Here is a 19,467-nt window from a genome sequence, read left to right on the forward strand (position 1 = left end):
ACGGGTCGTCTTGCGCGCAGCATTGGTTTTCGAAGGCCGTCTTCATGCGGATCCGGCGCTTTTTCTTGAACAGCCGGCTCTTTTGTGTGGATGCTGTTCGAGAAATATTGGATGGTCTATTGTGCGGATAGATTGACAATTGCGCAGCAAACTCCCGCTATCTGGCCGATATTTACCGTATTTTAGTGACATTGCCCTTAGGTTGCGCCGATTTGACCATATGAAGACGTTATAGGCCTATCATGGTGATGCTTTCGCGGCTGAGTTCGCGCCTGCCGGCGATGACGATCGGGTTGGCGCTGCTCAGCGCCACCGCGATGGGCGGTTTCAGCTGGTACTCGGCCAAAGCCGGCCTGATCGATGCGGCGAACGAGCGGTTGCAGCTCGCCGCAGCCGCCCGCCGGGACGGGATCGAACTGGTGGCGGACCGGATGCAGGCCGATTTCCTCGCCGCGGCGGCGCACCCGCAGATCGTCTCGAACTTCCCTGACCTGATCGAGACCCTCGACCCCGCCAAGCCCGACACCGCCGCGGTCGTCGATACATTCCGGGCGCCGCCGACCGTCGAGGCCCGGGTCGCGCTCGACGGAACCGGCATGTACGGGCGCCGCCACGTCAAGGTCCAGGAGGTCGCGCGCAAGCTCATCGCTCAAGCCGGTTACGCCGACCTGCTGTTCCTCGGTGACGACGGCCGCATCGTCTACACGACCACCAAGGGCGGCGATTTCGCCCAGTCGGTGGCGGATGACGGCTTGAAGGGCACGGCGCTGGCGCGTCTGGTCGAGCGGCTGAAATCCGCCGACCCGGGCACGGTCCTGTTCGAGGACTTTTCCGCCTATCCGGTTGACGGCGTGCCGGCCGCCTTCATCGGCCGCGCCATGACCAAGCGGGCGAACGTCGCCATGGGTACGGCCCAGGCCGCGGAACGCATCGGCTTCATCGCCATGCGGGTGACGCCGACCCTGTTCGATCAGGCGCTCGCCAAGCGGACCGGCCTCGGCGCGACCGGCCAGGTTCTGGCCGCCGGCGCGGATGGGCGCTTGCGCAGCAACCCGCCGCTGAACCAGGCGGTGAAGGCCGGCGCCGGCCTCGCGCGCCTCGGGATCGAGGCCGATCGCCTCAAGGCCGGCGGCAGCTTCGAATTCCCGGCTGCGGACGGCCCGCACATGGCGGCGGCCTCGCCGGTCAGCGTCCTGGGCGCGCCCTGGAATGTGGTGGCGGAGCAGTCCCAGGCGGAGGCGATCGACGCCGTGCAGGCCCTCTCACGCACGCTGTTCCTGATTGGGCTCTGCGTCCTGGCGGGAACCGCATTGCTCGGCCTGCGGCTGGCGCGTTCGATCGTGTCGCCGCTCGGCGCCCTGACCCGGGCGCTGAAGGCCCTCGCCGACCGCCAGGCCCTCACCGATGTGCCGGGCAGCCGCCGCCGGGACGAGATCGGCGATATCGCCCGCGCCGTCGTCACCATCCGCGACGTGTCGCTCGAGGAGGCGGCGCAGCAGCTGCGGACGACCGAGGCGGCACGGATGCACGAGGAGCAGGCCCGCCGGGTCATGCTGCAGGACCTTGCCGACGATTTCGAGCGCTCGGTCGGCGGTATCGCCGAGGGGCTGACCCGGGGTGTCGCGGCGCTCCAGGGCGCGTCCGGTACCATGCGGGTCGCCGTGGCCGGCACCTCGGAGCGCTCGACCAGCGTCGCCAGCGCCGCGCGCCAGACCGCCGACAACGTCGACGCGGTCGCGGCCGCGGCGGAAGAGCTCGGCGCCACCGTGCAGGAGATCGGGCGCCAGGTGGAGCAGGCCGCCGGCATGTCGGCCACGGCCGTCGAGGAGGCCAAGCGGGCCGAGGGCACGATGGCGAATCTCGCCGCCGCCGCCACCCGGATCGGCGACGTGGTCGGCATGGTTTCGACCATCGCCGGGCAGACCAACCTGCTCGCCCTCAACGCCACGATCGAGGCCGCCCGCGCAGGTGAGGCTGGCCGCGGCTTCGCGGTGGTCGCGGCCGAGGTCAAGGAACTCGCGACCCAGACCAGCCGGGCCACGGAAGAGATCGGCCGTCAGGTGGCGTCGATCCAGGCGGTGACCGGCGGCGTCTCCGAGGCGATCCAGGGGATCGTGTCCCAGATCGAGGCGATGAACCACGTCTCCACCAGCATCTCGGCCGCCGTCGAGGAGCAGGGCGTCACCACGCAGGACATCGTCCGCAGCATGGGGCAGGCCTCGACCGGGACCAGCGGGATGACCACCGGCATCGCCGAGGTCGCCCGCGTCGCCGGCGATGCCGGCCAGGCTGCCTCTTCGGTGGCCCAGGCCTCGGACGACCTCGCGGCCCAGTCGGAGCGGCTTCGCGCCGAGGTCTTCCAGTTCCTGCAGAACGTCCGGGCGGTCTGATCCAACCCACGGAAACCCGGCTCGGACGGTCTCAGGCCGCCCGGGCCGGCAGCGGCGAGGCCGGCCGCACCGTCCGCCCCGCATAGACCTGCGCGGCCAGGGGCAATTCGATGGCGGCGCAGAGCCCGCCCTCGCGCCGGTTCTCCAGGACCAGCCGGCCGTTATGCGCCTCGACGATCGCCAGTACGATCGACAGGCCGAGGCCGAAGCCGCTGGCCTCGTTGAGGTTACGGGCCCGGTCGCCGCGCACGAACGGCTGCAGCATCGCGTCGCGCTCGGCCTCCGGGATGCCCGGCCCATGATCGAGCACGCAGACCCGGATTCCCCGCTCGGACGCCTCCATCCGAACCTCCGCCCCGCCGCCGTACTTCACGGCATTGTCCACCAGGTTGGTGATCGCTCGCTGCAGCTCCTCCGTCCGGCCCTGCACCAGGACGTGCCGGCTGCGTCCGACGCTCACCGCGGCGCCGAAATCCGAGAAGTCGTCGCAGACCGTTTGCACCACCGAGGCGAGGTCTACGAGGCTGAGGCTGCCGGCATCGCGGGTCTGCCCGTCGCGCACGAAGGACAAGGCGGCCTCGACCAGGCCGTTCATCTGATCCAGATCGCGCAGGGTGGCCGTGCGGGTGTGGTCGTCCTCGATGAACTCGGCGCGCAAGCGCAGGCGGGTGATCGGCGTGCGCAGGTCGTGGCTGATCGCCGCCAGCATCTGGGTGCGGTCGTCGATCAAGCGGCGCACCCGCGCCCGCATCCGGTCGAGCGCCCGGGAGACGGCGAGCACCTCGCGGGGGCCCGCCTCCGGCAGGGCGACGTGGTCGTCCCGCGTGCCGAACGCCTCCGCGGCGCCGGCGAGTCGCGCCAGCGGCGCCGTCAGCGCCCGGGTCGCCCAGACGCAGAGCAGCGCCAGGGTCAGCGCCAGGAACACGACGGTGAAGATCAGCGCGCTCTGTCGCGGCGGGTGCAGGGGAGCGTTCGGCAGCGTGGCCTGAAGGGTCGCCCCGGTCGGCGTCACCACCCCGATATGCAGCAACCCGTCCGATTGCGCCTGGTCGGGATCGATGGCGGAGAGATCGACGACAGTCACCGGTCGACCGGCGCCGACGCGCAGGCGGTTGATGACCGGCAGGTTGGGCACGGGCACCGCGCCCGGCGGCACCGTCCCGTCCCAGGCCTCGACCCGGACCAGAGGCAGGCTGCGCCCGCTCGCCAGCAGGGCCGGCCGCACGGCCGGGTCCGCCTCGTCGAGGAGTCGCACCAGCGTGGACAGCCGGCCCGCGGCGACGCCCGGCAGCGTGTCCGGGTTCTGCGGTTCATGCAGGAGCAGGAACGCCGCGGTGGCGACCATATGGGCCACCGCGATCCCGGCCACGACCAAGAGAGCGATCTGGCCCGCGATGCTCTGTGGGCGCAGCCGGGCGCGCAGGTGTCCGAAGGCCTTGGGAAGCGCGCTCATGACCGGGTCACTTCGGGGGTGAACAGGTAGCCGCCCGAGCGGATCGTGCGGATGAATTCGGGGTTGCGCGTGTCGCGCTCGATCTTCTGGCGGATCCGCGAGATCAGCACGTCGATGCTGCGCTCGAACGGTCCGGCCGTGCGGCCCTGGGTGAGGTCGAGGAGCTGGTCGCGCGACAGCACGCGGCCCGGCCGCAGGCAGAGCGCGTGCAGCAAGTCGAATTCCGCCCCCGTGACGGCGATCCGGGCGCCCTCCGGCGACAGCACCTGCCGGAGCGACACGTCCAGCGTCCAGCCGGAGAAATGCAGGCGCCGCCGCTCGTCCGGATCCGGCGCCTCGGCAGAAACCCGGCGCAGGATCGCCCGGATCCGGGCCAGGAGTTCCCGGGGGTTGAACGGCTTGGCGAGGTAATCGTCGGCGCCCAGTTCGAGTCCGAGGATGCGGTCGACCTCCTCGGATTTCGCGGTCAGCATCAGGATCGGGATCTGCGAGGCGGCGCGCAGGCGCCGGCACAGGCTCAACCCGTCCTCGCCCGGCAGCATCAGGTCGAGCACGATCAGGTCGATCCGCGATTCCGCCAGCGCCCGGTCCATCTCGGTGCCGTCGCCCGCCAGCGTCACGCGGCAATCGTTGCCGCGCAGGTAGCGCGCGACCAGGGCCGAGATCTCGCGATCGTCCTCGACCACGAGGATGTGGGGTGTGGCGGGTGCGTTCATCGCGCAGGAATCGGCGAGCGGATCGGCGAGCGTCATCAGGGTATTATGCGCCGACGCGCCGACTATTCGAAGATGCTTGCGGGAACCATTTTGTAAGCGCGTGTTTCCAGCACAGCCGTAGCAGCGGCGGCGACTGGATTCCGGGAGAGACCATGACCACCGAGGCGGCCAAGCCGGATCCGATCGCGCCGAAGCCGCCCGAACTGGTCTCGCCCTGGCATACGCCGGCTCGCGCGGCGCTCCAGGCCGAGGCCCGGGCCTTCGCGGCCGAGACGGTCCTGCCGCTGGCCGACGAGCTCGACCGGCAGAAGGCCGAGATGCCCCGCTCGCTCATCGACGCCATGGCCGCGAAGGGCTGGTTCGGAATCACGATCCCCGAGGCGCAGGGCGGCCTCGGCCTCGGGGTGTTCGAGTACTGCCTGGTCTCGGAGGAATTGGCCCGGGCCTGGCTGTCGGTGGGCAGCATCCTGGCCCGCGGCCAGGGGCTCGGCACCCAGACCCTCGATCCCGAGCGCCGGGCCGACCTGCTGCGGCGCTCGGCCAGGGGCGCCTGGATCGGCTCGATCTCCCTGTCGGAGCCCAATGCCGGGTCCGACCTCGCCGGGGTGCAGACCCGGGCGGTGCGGGACGGCGACGACTGGGTGCTCACGGGAACCAAGCGCTGGGCCGGCTTCGCCAAGGGCGCCGATTTCGTCGAGGTCCTGGCCCGCACCCGCGATCCGGAGCCCGGCGAATCGCGCTCGGCCGGCCTGGAGCCGTTCCTGGTGGTGAAGGACCGCGACAGCTTCCCCCCCGGCATGACCGGCCGGGTGATCGACAAGATCGGCTATCACGGCTTCCAGACCTTCGAGCTCGACCTCGAAGGCGTGCGCGTGCCCGAGAGCGACCGGCTCACCGGGCTCTACGGCGACCAGGGGGCGGACGCCGATTCCGGCGGCTTCGCCTCGGTCCAGCGCGGGCTCAACATCGCCCGGGTCCACACGGCGGCGCGCGCGGTCGGCGTGGCGCGGGCGGCCGTGGAGGACACCCAGGCCTACCTGCAGGAGCGCGTCCAGTTCGGCCATCCGATTGGCGATTTCCAGGCCCTGCGCTTCGCGCTGGCCGACATGGCCGCCGAGGTCGCCCAGGCGCGGGCGTTCTGGCATCAGGTCGCCCACCTCCTCGACCAGGGCGAGCCGGCCGAGAGCGAATCCGCGATGGTGAAGCTCCTGGCCACCGAGATGGCCGTGCGGGTCACCAACCAGGCGATGCAGCTCCATGGCGGAAACGGCTACACCACCGAGCGCCGGGTCGAGCGCTACTGGCGCGACGCGCGCCTGACCACGATCTTCGAGGGGACCAGCGAGATCCAGCGGCGGATCATCAGCGACCGGATGCTGCCCCGGCCCGGCGGCTGACGGGTCGCGGCCCGTGCGGCGAATCGTCGAGCCGGACTCCCCGCCCCGTCCGGCCCGGCTACCTCACCGGGATCTGAGTGCGCCGCACCATCGGCGCAAACGCCATTCGGAAGACCCGTGTCGAAGCCCATCAGCGATTACGCCCTCATCGGCGACACCCATTCCTGCGCCCTGATCGCCCGGGACGGCTCGATCGACTGGCTGTGCTGGCCGCGTCACGACTCGCCGGCCCTGTTCCTGAAGCTCCTGGACGACGACAAGGGCGGCGCGTGCAGCCTCGCCTTCGACGGGCTCGAGGGCACGACGCGCCGCTACGTGCCGGACACCAACATCCTCGAGACCACCTTCACCACCGCCACCGGGCGCGCTCGGCTCCTCGACCTGATGCCGGTCAACCCTCCGAGCCCGGAGCCCGACGAGGGGCCCGACGGCGAGGGCGAGAGCCGTCTGATCCGGATGCTCACCTGCGAGAGCGGGCAGGTGACCGGCCGGTTCGTGGTGCGCCCGACCTTCGATTATGCCCGCCGCCCCTGCACGCCGATCGTCGAGGGCCGGTCCGTCCTGTTCGAGGCTGGAGATTGCCGCCTGCGCGTCAACGCCTTCCCGCAGCCGCAGCTGGACGGCGACGAGGCCGAAATCCGGTTCAGCCTGGAAGCGGGCGAGACCGGCTACCTGGTCCTGACCCATGGCGAGGACAACGAGGACGCCTGCATCGACGATTTTGCCGGCGCCCAAAGCCGCCTGGAATCGACCACCGAATACTGGCGCCGCTGGAGCGCCCGCAGTTCCTACCGCGGCGCCTATCGGGATGCGGTGATGCGCTCGGCCCTGTGCCTGAAGCTTCTGACCTATTCGCCGACGGGCGGCATCGTCGCCGCAGCCACCGCCGGGCTGCCGGAGGCGGTACCGGGAGACCGCAACTACGATTACCGCTTCACGTGGATGCGCGACGCCGCCTTCACGGTGACCGCCTTCGTGATGCTCGGCTACCTGCGCGAGGCCTCCGAGTTCCTCCGCTTCCTGCGCGAGTGCGACGGCTCCTACGGGCGCGACACCAAGCTGATGTACGGCATCAGCGATGGCATGCCGTCGGAGGAGGTTTTGGACCATCTTGCGGGCTGGCACGGCGTCGGCCCGGTGGTGATCGGCAACCTCGCCGAGGCCCAGGACCAGCACGACATCTACGGCGAGCTGCTGCGGGCGCTCTGCGTGTTCCTGGAAGCGGTCGATTACGATCCGCCCGAGAAGGTCAACGACCGCCTGCCCGAGGTGCTGGACCACCTCACCGCCCGGGCGATCCGCCACCGGCACGATGCCGATAACGGCATCTGGGAATTGCGGACCGGGCCGCGCCAGCAGGTCCACACCAAGGCGATGATCTGGGTGGCGTTGACCGATGCGGCCCGGATCGGCCGCAACATCGCGGGCGTCCCCGCGGAGAAGATCGCCGAGTGGGAGCGGATCGCCGCCGAGGTCCGGGCGGAATATCTCGAGAAGGGCTGGAGCCCGGAGAAGCAGGCCTATACCGGCGCCTACGAGTCGCACCACCTCGACGCGGCCGTGCTGCGCGTCGCCCTGTTCGGGGCGCTCGATCCGTCCGACCCGCGCACACGCTCGACCCTGGCGGCGATCGAGCGGGAGCTGGGCGACGGCGACCTGATCTACCGGTACCGCATGGATGACGGCCTGAAGGGCGACGAGGGCACGTTTACGGCCTGCGCGTTCTGGCGGGTCGGCTGCCTCGCGCTCGACGGGCGCACCCGCGAGGCCAAGGCCGCGTTCGAGCGGCTGATCGCGCGCGGCAACGATGTCGGCCTGTTCGCCGAGGAGATCGACGCGGCCACCGGCGAGCAGCGCGGGAACGTACCCCAGGGTTTCTCGCACATGGCGCTGATCAACGCGGCCCTGCGGCTGGAGGACAGCATCGACCGGTTCGGCTTGGTCGACGCGGTCGCGCAGCGCGCGGCCGAATAGGTCGACGTTCGTATCGCTCGGTCAGGCCGCGATCCGGATCGCCTCGTCCGACCCCGCTTCCGCGGTGTCGCGGCTGGCGCGGAACTGATCCAGCAGGTCGGCGCCGAGCCCGTCGAGAACCTCCTGCATGGCGGCCTGCACCTCCGGGTCCTCCTCCTTCGGCTCCGTGCGGTACCAGGCCAGGATCTGCTCGGGCAGCGCATCCAGGATCGCGCCGACCGGGTTGGCCGGCTCGGCTTGCATCTCCGCGACGATCGCAGGCGCCACCATCACCGGATCTGGCGTCTCGACCGGTGCCACCGCGACGGTTTCGACGGCGCTCTCCGGTTCGGCAAAGGCGGTGCGGCGCTGGCTCTCCAGGGCGGCCCGCCAGGCGGCATCGGCCGCTGCGGCGTCGCGGCGGGCGGCTTCCCGGGCCGTCGCCTCGGCCGCGATGGCGCGGGCAACCTCGCGGGCCTCGTCGCGGGCGGCCTCGGCCTCGTAGCGGGTCAGCAACGCGACGACCGCCTGCATCTCCGGTGCCGGCAGGTCGGTGCAGGCGTCGATGGCGGATTCGATCATCCGGCGTGACAGGCCGGCGCCCCGCAGGCTGGCCGAGCTGCCCGCGGCCGCCTGTCGGGCGCTCAGCGCCGCCTGCATCGCCGGGAGCAGCGCGTCGGGCAGCCCCGCCTTCCGATGCAGATCAGCGAAGGACCGGGGATCCCGCATGGCGCGGGCAATCCCCACGTGATCCAGGCCCGACAGGTCGGCCAGCGCCGCCTGCACGAAGTCGGTCCGGCCGGAGAGCACGGCGCGGAGGATCAGCCCCGCGGTGAGCTGGCGGGTGGTGCGCAGATGCGCCACGAGGCGCGCCAGAGCGGCGGCGCCGGATCCGTCGCAGGTCTCCAGAGCCACGCGCTCGCCCGCCTCGCGCCGCATCCGGTCGCAGCGCTCGGTGCCGATCCAGCCGCGGTCGGTGACGAACCGCGACAGCGCCTCGGCCACCGCGAGGCCGATCGCGTAGCGGACCTCCGGCGGCAGGTCGGATCGGCGAAGCAGCGCTTCGCGTAAGTCCGCTTCGTCGCCGCGGCGCTCGATCATCCGCAGCATCCGGCCCGCGGTGATCTTCGCCGTGGGATTTCCGGCGAGCACCACCAGGGTGTCGAGCTCGCCGATCTCGGCCAAAGCCCCCGAAACCGCGTGGGACAGGTGATGGCGGGAGGCGATCACCGCCCGTGTGGCCTCGTCGCCCAAAGCGGCGGCATCGACCAGATCTGCGTCGGTGAGCACCGGCGAGCGCGCCAGGACCGGCCGGGCCACTTCGGGCACGTCGCAGGACAAAGCCACCACCAGGGGCCGGGGCGTCCGCGCGGAGGCCGCGCAGGTCTCGGCGAGCGCCCGGCGGACCAAGGGCGACGGGTCGTCGAGCAGCGACAGCAGCGCGGTCTTGGCCTCCCAGGCCTCGTCGGCGGAGAGGTCGCCGTAGAGGTACGCCCGCGCCAGCGCGGTGGTTGCCTCGGCCCGGCGGCCGGCCGAGGCGTTCTGGGTCCAGGCCAGGAACTCGCGGATGATCATGGGCCGCTCCTGGGGGCGAACAGGCTGGTCCTGATGCCGGGGGTGGATCCCGCGCCGGCGAGTTCGGCCGGGCGGCGGGGCGGCAGCGGCGGATTGACGAGCGCGGCACCGGCCGGGGTCGGCGCCGGTTCGGCCAGGGCGCCGGTGGTCGCCGGCTCGATGGCGGCAATGCTGGTCGGGGCTTCGGTGCCCGAGCGTGGGAAATAGGTCGGCGCGGGGTGCTGGGTCGGCGGCGCGGCGTTGCGGGCCTGCCAGAGGCGCGCCGCCGCGTCCGAGGCGGCCCCGCGTTGGTCGGTCTGGAACAGGCTGCGCAGGTCGGAGGTGCCGCCGAACGCCGTGGCGGTGCTGGCATAGGCCGTGGCCGCCTGCGTGGCCGGGGCGCCGTCCTGGCGCAGGGCGGTCAGGTCGGTGGCGGCGGCGCCCTGCGCGGCGGCCGACAGGCTGGCATAGAGCTCGGCGGCGCTACGGGGCCGGCCGGCGCGGTCGTAGAACAGGGCCCGGTTGGCGGCGGCCGCCTCCGGCAGGTCGAGGGCTGCGGCCCGGGCCGGGAAGGCGCGGGCAGTGGAGATCAGTGCGGCCGCGCCCTTGGCCCCCAGCACATGCGCCGCGTAGAGGTCGCCCGCGGTCGGGTCGCGCCCGAGGGCTGCGGCCAGTGCGTCGGAATTCTGCTGGGTCAGGGCGCCGGCCAGCGTCGCGGAGACCTTGGGATCGCGCCGCAGGTCGAGGATCGCCTGGCGCTGGTCGGCGTCGGGGACCGCATAGGTGCCGTCCGGCTGCCGGGTGATCGCGTCCGCCTGCGCCTGGAGACCGAGCTTCGGCCCGGCATTCTTCATCACCCCGAGCCAGGTCTGCTCGATGAACTGGAACAGCCCCGTAGCCGAGGAAGTCCCGGCTTTGGCCGCCGGATCGAGGGCCGATTCCCGCCGGGCGGTGGCCAGGAGGTAGTCGAATCCGACGCCGCTCGCCATGGCGCCGTCGCGGATCGCCTGGACTACCGGACCGGACGCGGCCGCACCCGACGCCGCCCGCGGCGCCTGGGCGGGCGGGCTGCTCTCCGGGGGGCTGGACGGCGTGGTGAACAGGAACATCCGGGCGCGCACGGGGTCTGAGGACACCGGGAACCTGCGCCGCTTATGGTAAACAACTCCTCAATCGGAGTTACGCCACGGTTTGCGTTCTCCAAAGGCTTCGCTGTCCCTGGCGGACGAAGCGCCCCCTGTCCCGGACACCTGCAACGTGAGTGGAACGCGATTCGGGACCCAGCAGAGAAAGCGCCGCGCAGCGGCACGGTCGCAGAGCAGCACGGACGCTTCGCGTTGTCCCGTGCTGGGTCCCGGGTTGCATTCCGCTCGCGCTCCATGCCCCCGGGAGAGGGACGGTGCGGAACGGGCAACGCCCCGCTGCGTCAGCTTCTCTTGCGGTTTTAGGACCCGGTGAACTCGGCCGCGCCCTTCGGCCGGCGCATCTGGAACCGGGTGTCGGCGGTGGCGCGAAAATAGTCGAAATAGCCGCCGCGCAGGATCGGATGCATCGCCGCCGTGTCGACCATGCCGTCCGTGACGAACCGTTCGTCGACGTAGATCGACACCACCTGCCCGATCACCAGGAAGTTCTCGGCTTCGCCGCCGCCGAGGGGCACAAGCGGCACGGTCTGCAGCCAGCGGCATTCGAGGGCGGCGGGCGAGGCCGCCACCCGGGGCGGGCGCACCTTCTGCGAGGGCGCGGTCTCGAGCTTCGCGAAGGCGAACTCGCTCTCGCCCCGCGGCAACGGCGCCGAGGAATCGTTCATCCCGTCGCGCAGGTCCCAGGTCGCCAGGCTGCAGACGAACTCGGCGCCCTCCTCGGCGAAGGTCATGGCGTCTTTCCGGCCCGAGGACGAGAACGCCACCATGTTGTCGGCCACCGCATTGAAGAACGAGTACGGCGCGAGGTTGAGCTTGCCGTCCCGGCTCATGGCGCTGATCCAGCCGATCGGCCGCGGCGCGACGATCGCCTTCAGCGGGTTGTGCGGCAGGGCGCGCGCCTCGCGCGGGGCTTCGAGATCGTAATGCACGGGTGCGCCTTCTGAGACCAATCGCACTCAAAGATAGGTCACGATCTCGGAAAGACTCGGCCGCGGGCGGTCGGACGGCACCTCGCGGGCCCGACCGATATGCACGAACCCGGCGAGCTTCTCGGACGGCGCGAGACCCAAAGCGTCCAGCACGCGGCGGTCGTAGGCGTACCATTCCGTCAGCCACGAGGTGGCGAAGCCGGAGGCATTGGCCGCGATCACCAGATTCATCGTGGCGGCGCCGACCGAGAGCAGCTGCTCCCATTCTGGGATCTTGATGTGCGGGCCTGTGCGGGAGACCACCGCGACGGTGAGCGGCGCGTGCATCAGGCGCCCGCGTTCCTGGGCCAGCCGCTCCGGGGTCGCGCCGGGATTGTCGGCCAGGAATGTCGCCGCGATGGTCTCGCCGACCCGCTCCCGGGCCGCCTCGGCGATGACGATGAACCGCCAGGGCGCCAGCTTGCCGTGGTCGGGCACCCGGGAGGCGACGGTCAGGATGGTCTCGAGTTCGCCGCGGTCCGGCCCCGGGCCGTCGAGCAGCAGGGGCGGCACCGAGCGGCGCGCTGTCAGAAGGTCGAGGGTGGCGTTCATGCGTCCTGTCCCGCTGGGGAATCGGCATCCGGATGTGGCATGCAGGGCCCGGCGGCGGAAGAGCGTGCGGCCTTGCCGCTGCCATGGTCCGGAGGCACAGGCGGGCCAGGATACGGTGTGATGGGGATTCGATCGATGCGCACGAGGCTTGCCGCGATGGCGGTGGCAATTCTCCTGCCGGCCCATCTCCTGCCGGCGAACGCGCTCGCGCAGCAGGGCGTGTTTCAGAATCGCCTCGGCGATCCCCTGCCGTCTCCGTCGATCACCAGCCCGAGCCTGCCGCCCAGCATGCCGCCTTCCGAGCCGGAGGCACAGCTGTCCCTGTCGGCGCTTCTGGCCGGGGCCGGGGTTCCGCTGCGCAAGGGCCTGGCCTGGCGGATCTACGAGGATCGCGGCGACGGCACCCGGCCCTCGATCGTCGGCCGTTCCACCGAGGCCGAGCCGAGCTTCACCCTGGCCCCCGGCGCCTACGTGGCGACCGTGACCTACGGCTTCGCCAGCGCCTCCAAGCGGATCGTGATGGGCGGCCAGCCGGCCACCGACACCCTCCGGGTCGCGGCCGGCGCCCTGAAGCTCGCGGGCGCGGTCGGCGACCAGAAGATCCCGGCCGCGCAGCTCCTGTTCTCGGTGTTCGTGCCGGTGGGGACCAATTCCGAGGGCCGGCTGGTGCGCTCCGGGATCAAGGCGGGGGAGATCCTGCGCCTGCCCGAGGGCACCTATCACGTGGTCTCGACCTACGGGGAATCCAACGCGATCCAGCGGGCCGACCTGCGCGTCGAGAACGGCAAGGTCACGGATGCGACCCTCAACCACCGCGCCGCCACCGTCACCCTCAAACTGGTGGCGGCACCCGGGGCCGAGGCCTATGCCGGCACCGCCTTCTCGGTGCTGACGCCCGGCGGCGACACGATCCGCGAGGCGATCGGCGCGTTCCCGCAGGTGACCCTGGCCGAGGGCGACTACGTGCTGATCGCCCGCCATGACGGGCAGGTCTATACCCGCGAGTTCAAGGTCGAGAGCGGGCTTGACCGGGATATCGAGGTGGTGGCCAAGGCCGGCTGAACTCTTCAGGCCAGCCGCCGCGCCAGGGCCACGCAGGCGGCGACCAGGATGGCCGCAGCGATCATCGCGGGCTCGATCCGTTCCCCGAGCACCAGGGCGGCGACGCCCAGCCCTAGGAACGGCTGAAGCAGCTGGAGCTGCCCGATCGCCGCGATGCCGCCCCGGGCCAGCGCCCGGTACCAGAACACGAACCCGATCAGCATGCTGAACAGGGCGACGTAGCCCAGGCCGGCCCAGGCCGGCAGCGGGATCGCCTCGGGATGGGCGGGGCTGAGGGCCAGCGCCAGCGGCAGGGAGAGCGGCAGGGACAGGACAGTCGCCCAGGCAATCACCTGCCAGCCGCCGAGACGCCGCGCCAGGATTCCGCCCTCCGCGTAGCCGAGCCCGCAGACCAGGATCGCCGCGAGCATGAAGGCGTCGCCCGGTCCCGGCGGCCCGTCGAGCCCGCGGGCGGCGAAGCCCACCGTCACGAGGGCGCCGAGCACCGACAGGATCCAGAACGCCGCGGACGGGCGCTCTCCCGAGCGCAGGGCTCCGAACAGAGCGGTCGAGAGCGGCAGCAAGCCGACGAAGACAGTCCCGTGCGCCGCGCCCACGGTGCGCAGAGCCAGCGCGGTCAGGAGCGGAAAGCCGACCACGACGCCGCCGGCTACGATCGCGAGCGCGCCGATATCGCGCCCGCGCGGCCACTTTTCCCGCAGGATCAGCAGCGCGCCCGCTCCGGCGAGCCCGGCGAGCGCCGCCCGCGCGGCGCTGAGGAACAGGGCGTCCATGCCGGTGAGCGCCAGGCGGGTCGCCACCAGGGAGGCGCTGAAGATCGCGACGCCGATCAGCCCGTCGATCCAGGCCCCCGGCTGCCGCGCGACGGCGCCTAAACCAGCGCCGCCCGGCAACGCCTTCACGACTTCTCCCTGTCTCACTGTCCCTGTCCCCCGGTCATCGTCCGGCCGTGACATGCGTCCGGCGGCCGCTCGCCGCCAGGGACGGTTCGGGCGCGATCCAGCTGAACTGTCCTGGCCGTGGACCCGTACAATCGCCTTGGGCCGTCATGCCGCTTGGAGACCCGGCGGCGCCCGCCCGAGGGATCCGATCGGTTCCATGTTCCGAGCATTAACATTTCTGCGTGAGGGCGGAACGATGCGACCGGGTCGGCTCTTTCCAGGCGCCCATTCCGGGCCACTGGAGATCCCGATGCGCCGCCTCGTTCTGGCTACCCTCGCCGCCGCCGTTCTCGCCGGTCCTGCCCTCGCCGAGAACACCACGCCCCCGACGGTGGCCCCCAAGTTCGAGAGCGTGCCGCAGGACGCGGTGCTGAGCTACAACCTGATCGGCCTCACCATCACCGACGCCGCGAACAACACGGTCGGCGAGATCAAGGACCTCGCGATCGTCCACGAAAAGCTTGTCGGCTACATCGTCTCCGTCGGCGGCTTCCTCGGCATGGGCGAGCGCTACGTCGCGGTCTCACCGTCCTCCGTGGCGCTCGGCTACGATGCCGACGCCAAGAAGTGGAAGGCGATCATCGGCGCCACCAAGGACCAGCTGAAATCCGCGCCGGAGTTCAAGTACGACGGCAAGTTCAAGCGCTGATTTTTTGACAGGGCTGCCGGCGAGCGGAGTGCCGCTTCTGCCGCAGCCCCGGCTCTTCGTGGCGTCCCGCCCCTTCGACGCAGGGCGGATCGAGACCGAGATGCCGCATCGCTCCAGAGGCAGCATCGCGCCGGCGGCTGGACGTGCGTCCCGCGGCGCGATGGCCACGATCTCATCCCCGGAATCACAGCCTCGGCTTTGTCGCAGGCATCGGTGGCCGAGCGAGAGTCAGGACGACGCCCGATCCCCTTGAAGGGCTTCTCGCGCGATCCGATTTACCAAGGCATCCCGTTTCGCCTGGCGGAGGATGATGCGGGCCGCTGCCCGGGCGTTGGCCGCGCGCAAGGTGGCCTGAGGGCCGCCATCGCGCAGGGCTCGCCAGGCGAGGGCACGAAACCATTTGACGTTGCCGAGCGCGGCTGCCCGTCGGCTGATCGGGCCACCGACATCGAGCGGCTTTTCTACTGTTGCAGCGGCCATTGGCTCAATCCTGGACTGCACGTCGCCGCTTGTCCGCGAATGAGACAAGAAATGGCGATGCTGAACAGGCTCGGCAATAGTGATGCCGAGCAATGATTTTAGAAAACGACACAGCGTTCACGGTTTGACGGTGCGGGGCCGCACGGGCTCAGTCGCGCCGGCCGAGCCCGCCGTATCGCAGCCGTCGGCCGTCCCGATCCCGGCGACGCGCCATGTCGCAGGGACGCCGAGCACGGAACCTTTGCGTCGGCAAGCGGTAAGATCGTCGATAAACGATGTGATCGTATGTCGAGGATCCCCGTGTCCGATACTTACCCGCGATCGACCGCCAGTATCGCCGGTCATCCCATCCATCCGATGCTTGTGCCGATCCCGATCGTCTGCTTCGCCGGGACCCTCGTCACCGATGTCGCCTACTGGTCGACGGCCAACATGCAGTGGGCCAACTTCTCGGTCTGGCTCCTGAGCGTCGGGCTGATCGCCTCGGTTTTTGCAGGCATTGCCGGCGCGATCGATTTCTTCGGGGATCGGAGCATCCGGCGGCTGAAGCCCGCCTGGATCCACGCGGGCGGCAACGCGCTGGCGCTGATCCTCGCCATCCTCAACGTCTTCGTCCACAGCCGGGACGCCTACACATCCGTCGTGCCGACCGGCCTGATTCTTTCGGCGCTTTTGGTCGTGATTCTGCTGGTGACCGTCTGGAACGGCGCGGAGCTGGTCCATCGTCACCGGGTCGGCGTTCAGCCGGGAGAGCGCGCATGAACCGGTTTCGTCACCTCCTCGCCGGCGCCGCCCTGCTGCCGTTGGCCGCTTGCGGGCCGGATCCGATCGACCCGCAGACCCAGATCGGGCCGAACCCGCCCCTGCCGGAACTGCACCAGTACCTGCTGCCTCCGATGCACGTGTCCCGGGCGATCGGCTGGAAGGACGGCGAGACCCCGCAGGTCGCGGCCGGCCTGCAGGTGAAGGCCGTGGCCACCGGGCTCAAGAGCCCGCGCTCGCTCCTGGTCCTGCCCAACGGTGATGTCCTGGTGGCGGAGAGCGGCGGCCCGACCCCGCCGATCAACCGGCCCAAGGAGATCATCATGGGCTGGCTCGAGGGCCTGTCCCATCCGCCCGAGAGGCCCGGTCAGCGCATCACGCTGCTGCGCGATGCCGACGGCGACGGCGTGGCGGAACTGCGCACGGTTCTCCTCGACAAGCTGAACGCGCCCTTCGGCATGGCGCTGGTCGGCGACGATCTCTACGTCGCCGATACCGACGCGGTGATGCGCTACCCGTACAAACCCGGCGCGACCCAGATCACCGAGCCCGGCACCAAGCTCACCGAGCTGCCGGCGGGTCGGATCAACCATCACTGGACCAAGAGCCTGACTGCCAGCCCGGACGGCACGAAGCTCTACGCGGGCGTCGGCTCGAACAGCAACGTCACCGAGAACGGGATCGACGAAGAGAAGGATCGCGCGTCGATCTGGGAGATCGACCGGGCGACCGGCGCCCACCGGCTCTACGCCACCGGCCTGCGCAACCCGAACGGCCTGACCTTCGAGCCGCAGACCAAGGTGCTCTGGTGCGTGGTCAACGAGCGCGACGAGCTCGGGCCCGATCTGGTGCCGGACTACATGACCTCGGTGAAGGAGGGCGGCTTCTACGGCTGGCCGTACAGCTACTGGGGCCAGAATCTCGATCCGCGGGTGATGCCGCAGCGGCCCGAGCTGGTCGCCCAGGCGATCATGCCGGACTATTCGCTGAGCTCGCACGTCGCCCCGCTCGGGATGGCCTTCGCCACCGGCACCGGCCTGCCGCAGGGCTACCGGAGCGGCGCCTTCGTGGGCGAGCACGGCAGCTGGAACCGCGATCCGCTCAACGGCTACAAGGTGGTCTACATCCCGTTCGAGAACGGGAAGCCGGCGGGGAAGGCCCAGGACGTGGTCACCGGCTTCGTCAACGCCGACAAACAGGCCCGCGGTCGGCCGGTCGGGCTGGCGATCGACGGCCAGGGCAGCCTGCTCATCGCCGACGATGCCGGCGGCACGGTGTGGCGTGTGACCGGATCGGGCGCGCGCTCCGAGGCCGGGCCGGCGGCGATCATCCGATGATCCCGCGGGAGGCGGTCCGTCGCATCGCTCTCGGCGACAACGATGCGAGCCGATTCAACATTGGGAGGCTTGCACGATGACGATGTCGACCCGTTCCCCGACGGCGATCAGTGATGAGGGGCGCCATGCTCGGGATCGCGGAGAGCCGATCACGGCCAATCCCTATCCGGCCGACATGGATGAGCACGGCATCTGGGAGCGCGGCTACCAAATTCCCGATCGCGAGGCACAGGGCTCGGCGACAAGTTCAGGGACCGACGGATCCGATCAGGCGTCGTCATCGCCGTAGCTGGCAGACCGTGGGATCTCGAAGCTGTTGAGCTGGCCGCGGCTAAGCGGTTTGGTGCCGGGTACGAGAGAAGGGTTTCGTCGAACGGATCTGGGGATCCTCGACGGCCTTTTCCGAATCGTCTCAGCCGATGAGAGCGCCGGGTTGCTCGGTGCTCTCTCGCCCGGACCTGCCAGCATCAGACGAAATGAGCCGGCAGGGCGAGGTCCAGGGCCTGAACATATGAGCCGGCCAGGAGGGCAAACGTGGCGATCGTCGCGGCGGCGGCGAGGATGAAGCGGGTTGCGAGGGGCATTTTTAGTCTCCGTCAGGTCCGCGACTGTGTTCGCGGTGTGACCTTGATGTATGCCCAAGCTTTCAGGATCGGCGTGCTCCGGCACACCTGGGACATGATCTGCCTGTTCTGCGTCGCGCCCGGCATTGGCGCTGATGTCGGTGCGCGGCGCCGCCCGGGAAAGGGCTGACGGCGCGTCTTGTCATCGACGGCGCGCGGCGCTGTACCTTCGGCTGCGGCGCGAGAAACGCGGATTGTCGCGTGCGATCAGGATCAGGGATCAGCCTGATCGGTCAGATGCCGGAACTCGCTCGGCGCCATCCCGTATCGGTCCTTGAACCGGCGGGAGAAGTGGGCCTGGCTGGCGAAGCCGCAGCCATAGGCCAGGGTGCCGAGGGAGAGATGCCGGCAGCCCGGATTGGTCAGGCGCTTGGCCGCCATCTGCAGCCTGCGCTGCCAGATCCAGTCGGAGATGTGCTGGCCGTGCTCATGGAACAGTTCCTGGAGCCGGCGCAGCGACACGCCGACCGCAGCTGCGAGCCGGGGCGGGTCGAGGGTGGGATCGCCGAGATTCGCCTCGACATGGGCTTTCGCCCGCTGGACCACAACGGTGCCGTGCAGCGGCCGGGGCATCGCTTTCGCCAGGCGCTCGGCGATGCAGGCCCCGATCAGGTCGACGGCGATCCCCGACATCCGCTCGGCCGCATCGGGCGTGAAGTTGCTCTCGACGCGCAGCAACGTGTCCAGGAACGTCCTCACCAGTCCGGTGCTGGCGAAATCCGCGCCGATGGTGAGAGCCGAGAAGTGTCGCGCGTCCCCGAGAAGGTTCTCCAATCGATCCTTCGGAACTTCCACGAGCAGGGAACGGGACGGTCCGGTCGTCTGGCGGATGGAGGGGCTCCCGCGATCCAGGACCACGATCTCGCCAGGCCGCACGATGGCCTGGCGTCCGAACTGCTCGCACGTCGACGTCCCAGACAGCTTGATCGTGACGGCAAGGGTGTCCCGCTTGGCGTTCCGACGGAGCGTCGTCGGTGTCGATTCGACACGCACGGCGCTGAACGTCGAACGGGTGATCAGCAGCGATCCGAGATCTGTTCCTTCGAATAGACCACGGAAGATGCCGTCATCGATCCGATACAGTTCCGCCGGCATGAGACGAGCGTGCGCAACATCTTTCCAGAGCTGAAAGTTCTTGTCCGATTGCTCGCCGAGAGCCGAAAAGATAGTTTTCATTGTCTCGAAGATTGACCCTTCGTCCTCAACTCAAGAACGATAGGTTGTTAGGCATTCTTGATAAAATTGGTAGCTCTCGCGAGCGACATTAAGGCTCGAAAGTTATGCCGTAATGGATCGGGATCAGTATCTACCGAGAAGATATCTACAGTATAGAATTGACGGATACAGAATTTATTTATTTTATTCCAGCAATCGAAGCCGCTCAATTTTCATGAGTGAAAACGTCGCAGCAAACGCTTGTTCTGCGTGAAAGCTCGGCAATCGGATGAATTGCTTGAAGATTAAGGAATTTAATATTGAATTCAG

Annotated in this window: 17 protein-coding genes; 9 read left to right on the forward strand and 8 right to left on the reverse strand. The window is 69.8% G+C overall.

Going from position 1 to position 19,467, the window contains the following annotated elements:
• The first annotated feature begins 242 nt into the window (after positions 1 to 242).
• Positions 243 to 2,390, forward strand: a complete 2,148-nt coding sequence (locus MKL09_RS17880; RefSeq protein WP_244022280.1) for a methyl-accepting chemotaxis protein — start codon at positions 243 to 245, stop codon at positions 2,388 to 2,390.
• Between the two features lie 31 nt (positions 2,391 to 2,421).
• Here MKL09_RS17880 and MKL09_RS17885 read toward each other — a convergent pair whose 3' ends face one another.
• Together MKL09_RS17885 and MKL09_RS17890 are read right to left on the reverse strand one after the other, a co-directional pair.
• Positions 2,422 to 3,843: an ATP-binding protein gene (locus MKL09_RS17885; protein ID WP_244022282.1), complete on the reverse strand. Its 1,422-nt coding sequence runs from the start codon at positions 3,841 to 3,843 to the stop codon at positions 2,422 to 2,424.
• Entirely contained in the window at positions 3,840 to 4,595 is a 756-nt protein-coding gene (locus tag MKL09_RS17890) for a response regulator (protein ID WP_244022284.1), read from the reverse strand. The genes MKL09_RS17885 and MKL09_RS17890 overlap by 4 nt, the downstream gene beginning before the upstream one ends.
• Before the next feature lie 116 nt (positions 4,596 to 4,711).
• Here MKL09_RS17890 and MKL09_RS17895 point away from each other — a divergent pair, with 116 nt between their 5' ends.
• The gene (locus MKL09_RS17895; RefSeq protein WP_244022286.1) at positions 4,712 to 5,956 is read left to right on the forward strand and encodes an acyl-CoA dehydrogenase family protein; all 1,245 of its coding nucleotides are present in this window, start codon (positions 4,712 to 4,714) and stop codon (positions 5,954 to 5,956) included.
• Between the two features lie 117 nt (positions 5,957 to 6,073).
• A complete protein-coding gene (locus MKL09_RS17900) occupies positions 6,074 to 7,930 on the forward strand; it encodes a glycoside hydrolase family 15 protein (protein WP_244022288.1) in 1,857 nt (618 codons plus the stop codon).
• 21 nt (positions 7,931 to 7,951) lie between these two features.
• On the opposite strand, the gene MKL09_RS17905 is transcribed toward MKL09_RS17900, so the two are convergent.
• The 4 genes from MKL09_RS17905 to MKL09_RS17920 form a co-directional block, all read right to left on the reverse strand.
• Positions 7,952 to 9,484: a DUF2336 domain-containing protein gene (locus MKL09_RS17905; protein ID WP_244022290.1), complete on the reverse strand. Its 1,533-nt coding sequence runs from the start codon at positions 9,482 to 9,484 to the stop codon at positions 7,952 to 7,954.
• On the reverse strand, positions 9,481 to 10,572 hold the full coding sequence (locus MKL09_RS17910) for a lytic transglycosylase domain-containing protein (protein WP_244022356.1): 1,092 nt from the start codon (positions 10,570 to 10,572) through the stop codon (positions 9,481 to 9,483). The genes MKL09_RS17905 and MKL09_RS17910 overlap by 4 nt, the downstream gene beginning before the upstream one ends.
• A gap of 335 nt (positions 10,573 to 10,907) precedes the next feature.
• Positions 10,908 to 11,537 (reverse strand): flavin reductase family protein, encoded by a 630-nt coding sequence (locus MKL09_RS17915; protein WP_243970250.1) that lies wholly within the window; start codon positions 11,535 to 11,537, stop codon positions 10,908 to 10,910.
• 27 nt (positions 11,538 to 11,564) lie between these two features.
• Complete coding sequence (locus tag MKL09_RS17920) at positions 11,565 to 12,128, reverse strand: nitroreductase (protein ID WP_244022292.1); 564 nt, start codon at positions 12,126 to 12,128, stop codon at positions 11,565 to 11,567.
• Between the two features lie 135 nt (positions 12,129 to 12,263).
• Between MKL09_RS17920 and MKL09_RS17925 the strand changes: the two genes are divergently transcribed.
• Positions 12,264 to 13,190: a hypothetical protein gene (locus tag MKL09_RS17925; RefSeq protein WP_244022294.1), complete on the forward strand. Its 927-nt coding sequence runs from the start codon at positions 12,264 to 12,266 to the stop codon at positions 13,188 to 13,190.
• Between the two features lie 5 nt (positions 13,191 to 13,195).
• Here MKL09_RS17925 and MKL09_RS17930 read toward each other — a convergent pair whose 3' ends face one another.
• Complete coding sequence (locus MKL09_RS17930) at positions 13,196 to 14,083, reverse strand: DMT family transporter (protein WP_244022358.1); 888 nt, start codon at positions 14,081 to 14,083, stop codon at positions 13,196 to 13,198.
• Positions 14,084 to 14,381: 298 nt separating this feature from the next.
• Here MKL09_RS17930 and MKL09_RS17935 point away from each other — a divergent pair, with 298 nt between their 5' ends.
• The 5 genes from MKL09_RS17935 to MKL09_RS17955 all read left to right on the forward strand — a co-directional run bounded on the left by MKL09_RS17935 (position 14,382) and on the right by MKL09_RS17955 (position 17,648).
• On the forward strand, positions 14,382 to 14,780 hold the full coding sequence (locus MKL09_RS17935; protein WP_244022296.1) for a PRC-barrel domain-containing protein: 399 nt from the start codon (positions 14,382 to 14,384) through the stop codon (positions 14,778 to 14,780).
• Positions 14,781 to 15,029: 249 nt separating this feature from the next.
• Positions 15,030 to 15,356: a hypothetical protein gene (locus MKL09_RS17940; protein ID WP_244022298.1), complete on the forward strand. Its 327-nt coding sequence runs from the start codon at positions 15,030 to 15,032 to the stop codon at positions 15,354 to 15,356.
• A gap of 189 nt (positions 15,357 to 15,545) precedes the next feature.
• A complete protein-coding gene (locus MKL09_RS17945; protein WP_313901191.1) occupies positions 15,546 to 16,022 on the forward strand; it encodes a DUF2231 domain-containing protein in 477 nt (158 codons plus the stop codon).
• Positions 16,019 to 17,359 (forward strand): PQQ-dependent sugar dehydrogenase, encoded by a 1,341-nt coding sequence (locus MKL09_RS17950; protein ID WP_244022301.1) that lies wholly within the window; start codon positions 16,019 to 16,021, stop codon positions 17,357 to 17,359. Before MKL09_RS17945 ends, MKL09_RS17950 begins: the two co-directional genes overlap by 4 nt.
• Before the next feature lie 76 nt (positions 17,360 to 17,435).
• Positions 17,436 to 17,648, forward strand: coding sequence for a hypothetical protein (locus tag MKL09_RS17955; protein WP_244022303.1), 213 nt, complete (start codon positions 17,436 to 17,438; stop codon positions 17,646 to 17,648).
• A 547-nt stretch (positions 17,649 to 18,195) separates the two neighbouring features.
• Here the strand turns inward: MKL09_RS17955 and MKL09_RS17960 are convergent.
• Positions 18,196 to 19,158: a helix-turn-helix domain-containing protein gene (locus tag MKL09_RS17960; RefSeq protein WP_244022305.1), complete on the reverse strand. Its 963-nt coding sequence runs from the start codon at positions 19,156 to 19,158 to the stop codon at positions 18,196 to 18,198.
• Positions 19,159 to 19,467 lie beyond the last annotated feature (309 nt).

The sequence above is a fragment of the Methylobacterium sp. J-048 genome, assembly GCF_022829515.1.
Classification (GTDB): Bacteria; Pseudomonadota; Alphaproteobacteria; order Rhizobiales; family Beijerinckiaceae; genus Methylobacterium.

Coding starts and splice junctions, on each gene's coding strand:
- MKL09_RS17910 (WP_244022356.1), bottom strand. CDS start 10,572: ATGTTCCTGTTCACCACGCCGTCCAGCCCCCCGGAGAGCAGCCCGCCC.
- MKL09_RS17890 (WP_244022284.1), bottom strand. CDS start 4,595: ATGACGCTCGCCGATCCGCTCGCCGATTCCTGCGCGATGAACGCACCC.
- MKL09_RS17935 (WP_244022296.1), top strand. CDS start 14,382: ATGCGCCGCCTCGTTCTGGCTACCCTCGCCGCCGCCGTTCTCGCCGGT.
- MKL09_RS17920 (WP_244022292.1), bottom strand. CDS start 12,128: ATGAACGCCACCCTCGACCTTCTGACAGCGCGCCGCTCGGTGCCGCCC.
- MKL09_RS17885 (WP_244022282.1), bottom strand. CDS start 3,843: ATGAGCGCGCTTCCCAAGGCCTTCGGACACCTGCGCGCCCGGCTGCGC.
- MKL09_RS17955 (WP_244022303.1), top strand. CDS start 17,436: ATGACGATGTCGACCCGTTCCCCGACGGCGATCAGTGATGAGGGGCGC.
- MKL09_RS17960 (WP_244022305.1), bottom strand. CDS start 19,158: ATGAAAACTATCTTTTCGGCTCTCGGCGAGCAATCGGACAAGAACTTT.
- MKL09_RS17925 (WP_244022294.1), top strand. CDS start 12,264: ATGCGCACGAGGCTTGCCGCGATGGCGGTGGCAATTCTCCTGCCGGCC.
- MKL09_RS17945 (WP_313901191.1), top strand. CDS start 15,546: ATGTCGAGGATCCCCGTGTCCGATACTTACCCGCGATCGACCGCCAGT.
- MKL09_RS17895 (WP_244022286.1), top strand. CDS start 4,712: ATGACCACCGAGGCGGCCAAGCCGGATCCGATCGCGCCGAAGCCGCCC.
- MKL09_RS17950 (WP_244022301.1), top strand. CDS start 16,019: ATGAACCGGTTTCGTCACCTCCTCGCCGGCGCCGCCCTGCTGCCGTTG.
- MKL09_RS17880 (WP_244022280.1), top strand. CDS start 243: ATGGTGATGCTTTCGCGGCTGAGTTCGCGCCTGCCGGCGATGACGATC.
- MKL09_RS17905 (WP_244022290.1), bottom strand. CDS start 9,484: ATGATCATCCGCGAGTTCCTGGCCTGGACCCAGAACGCCTCGGCCGGC.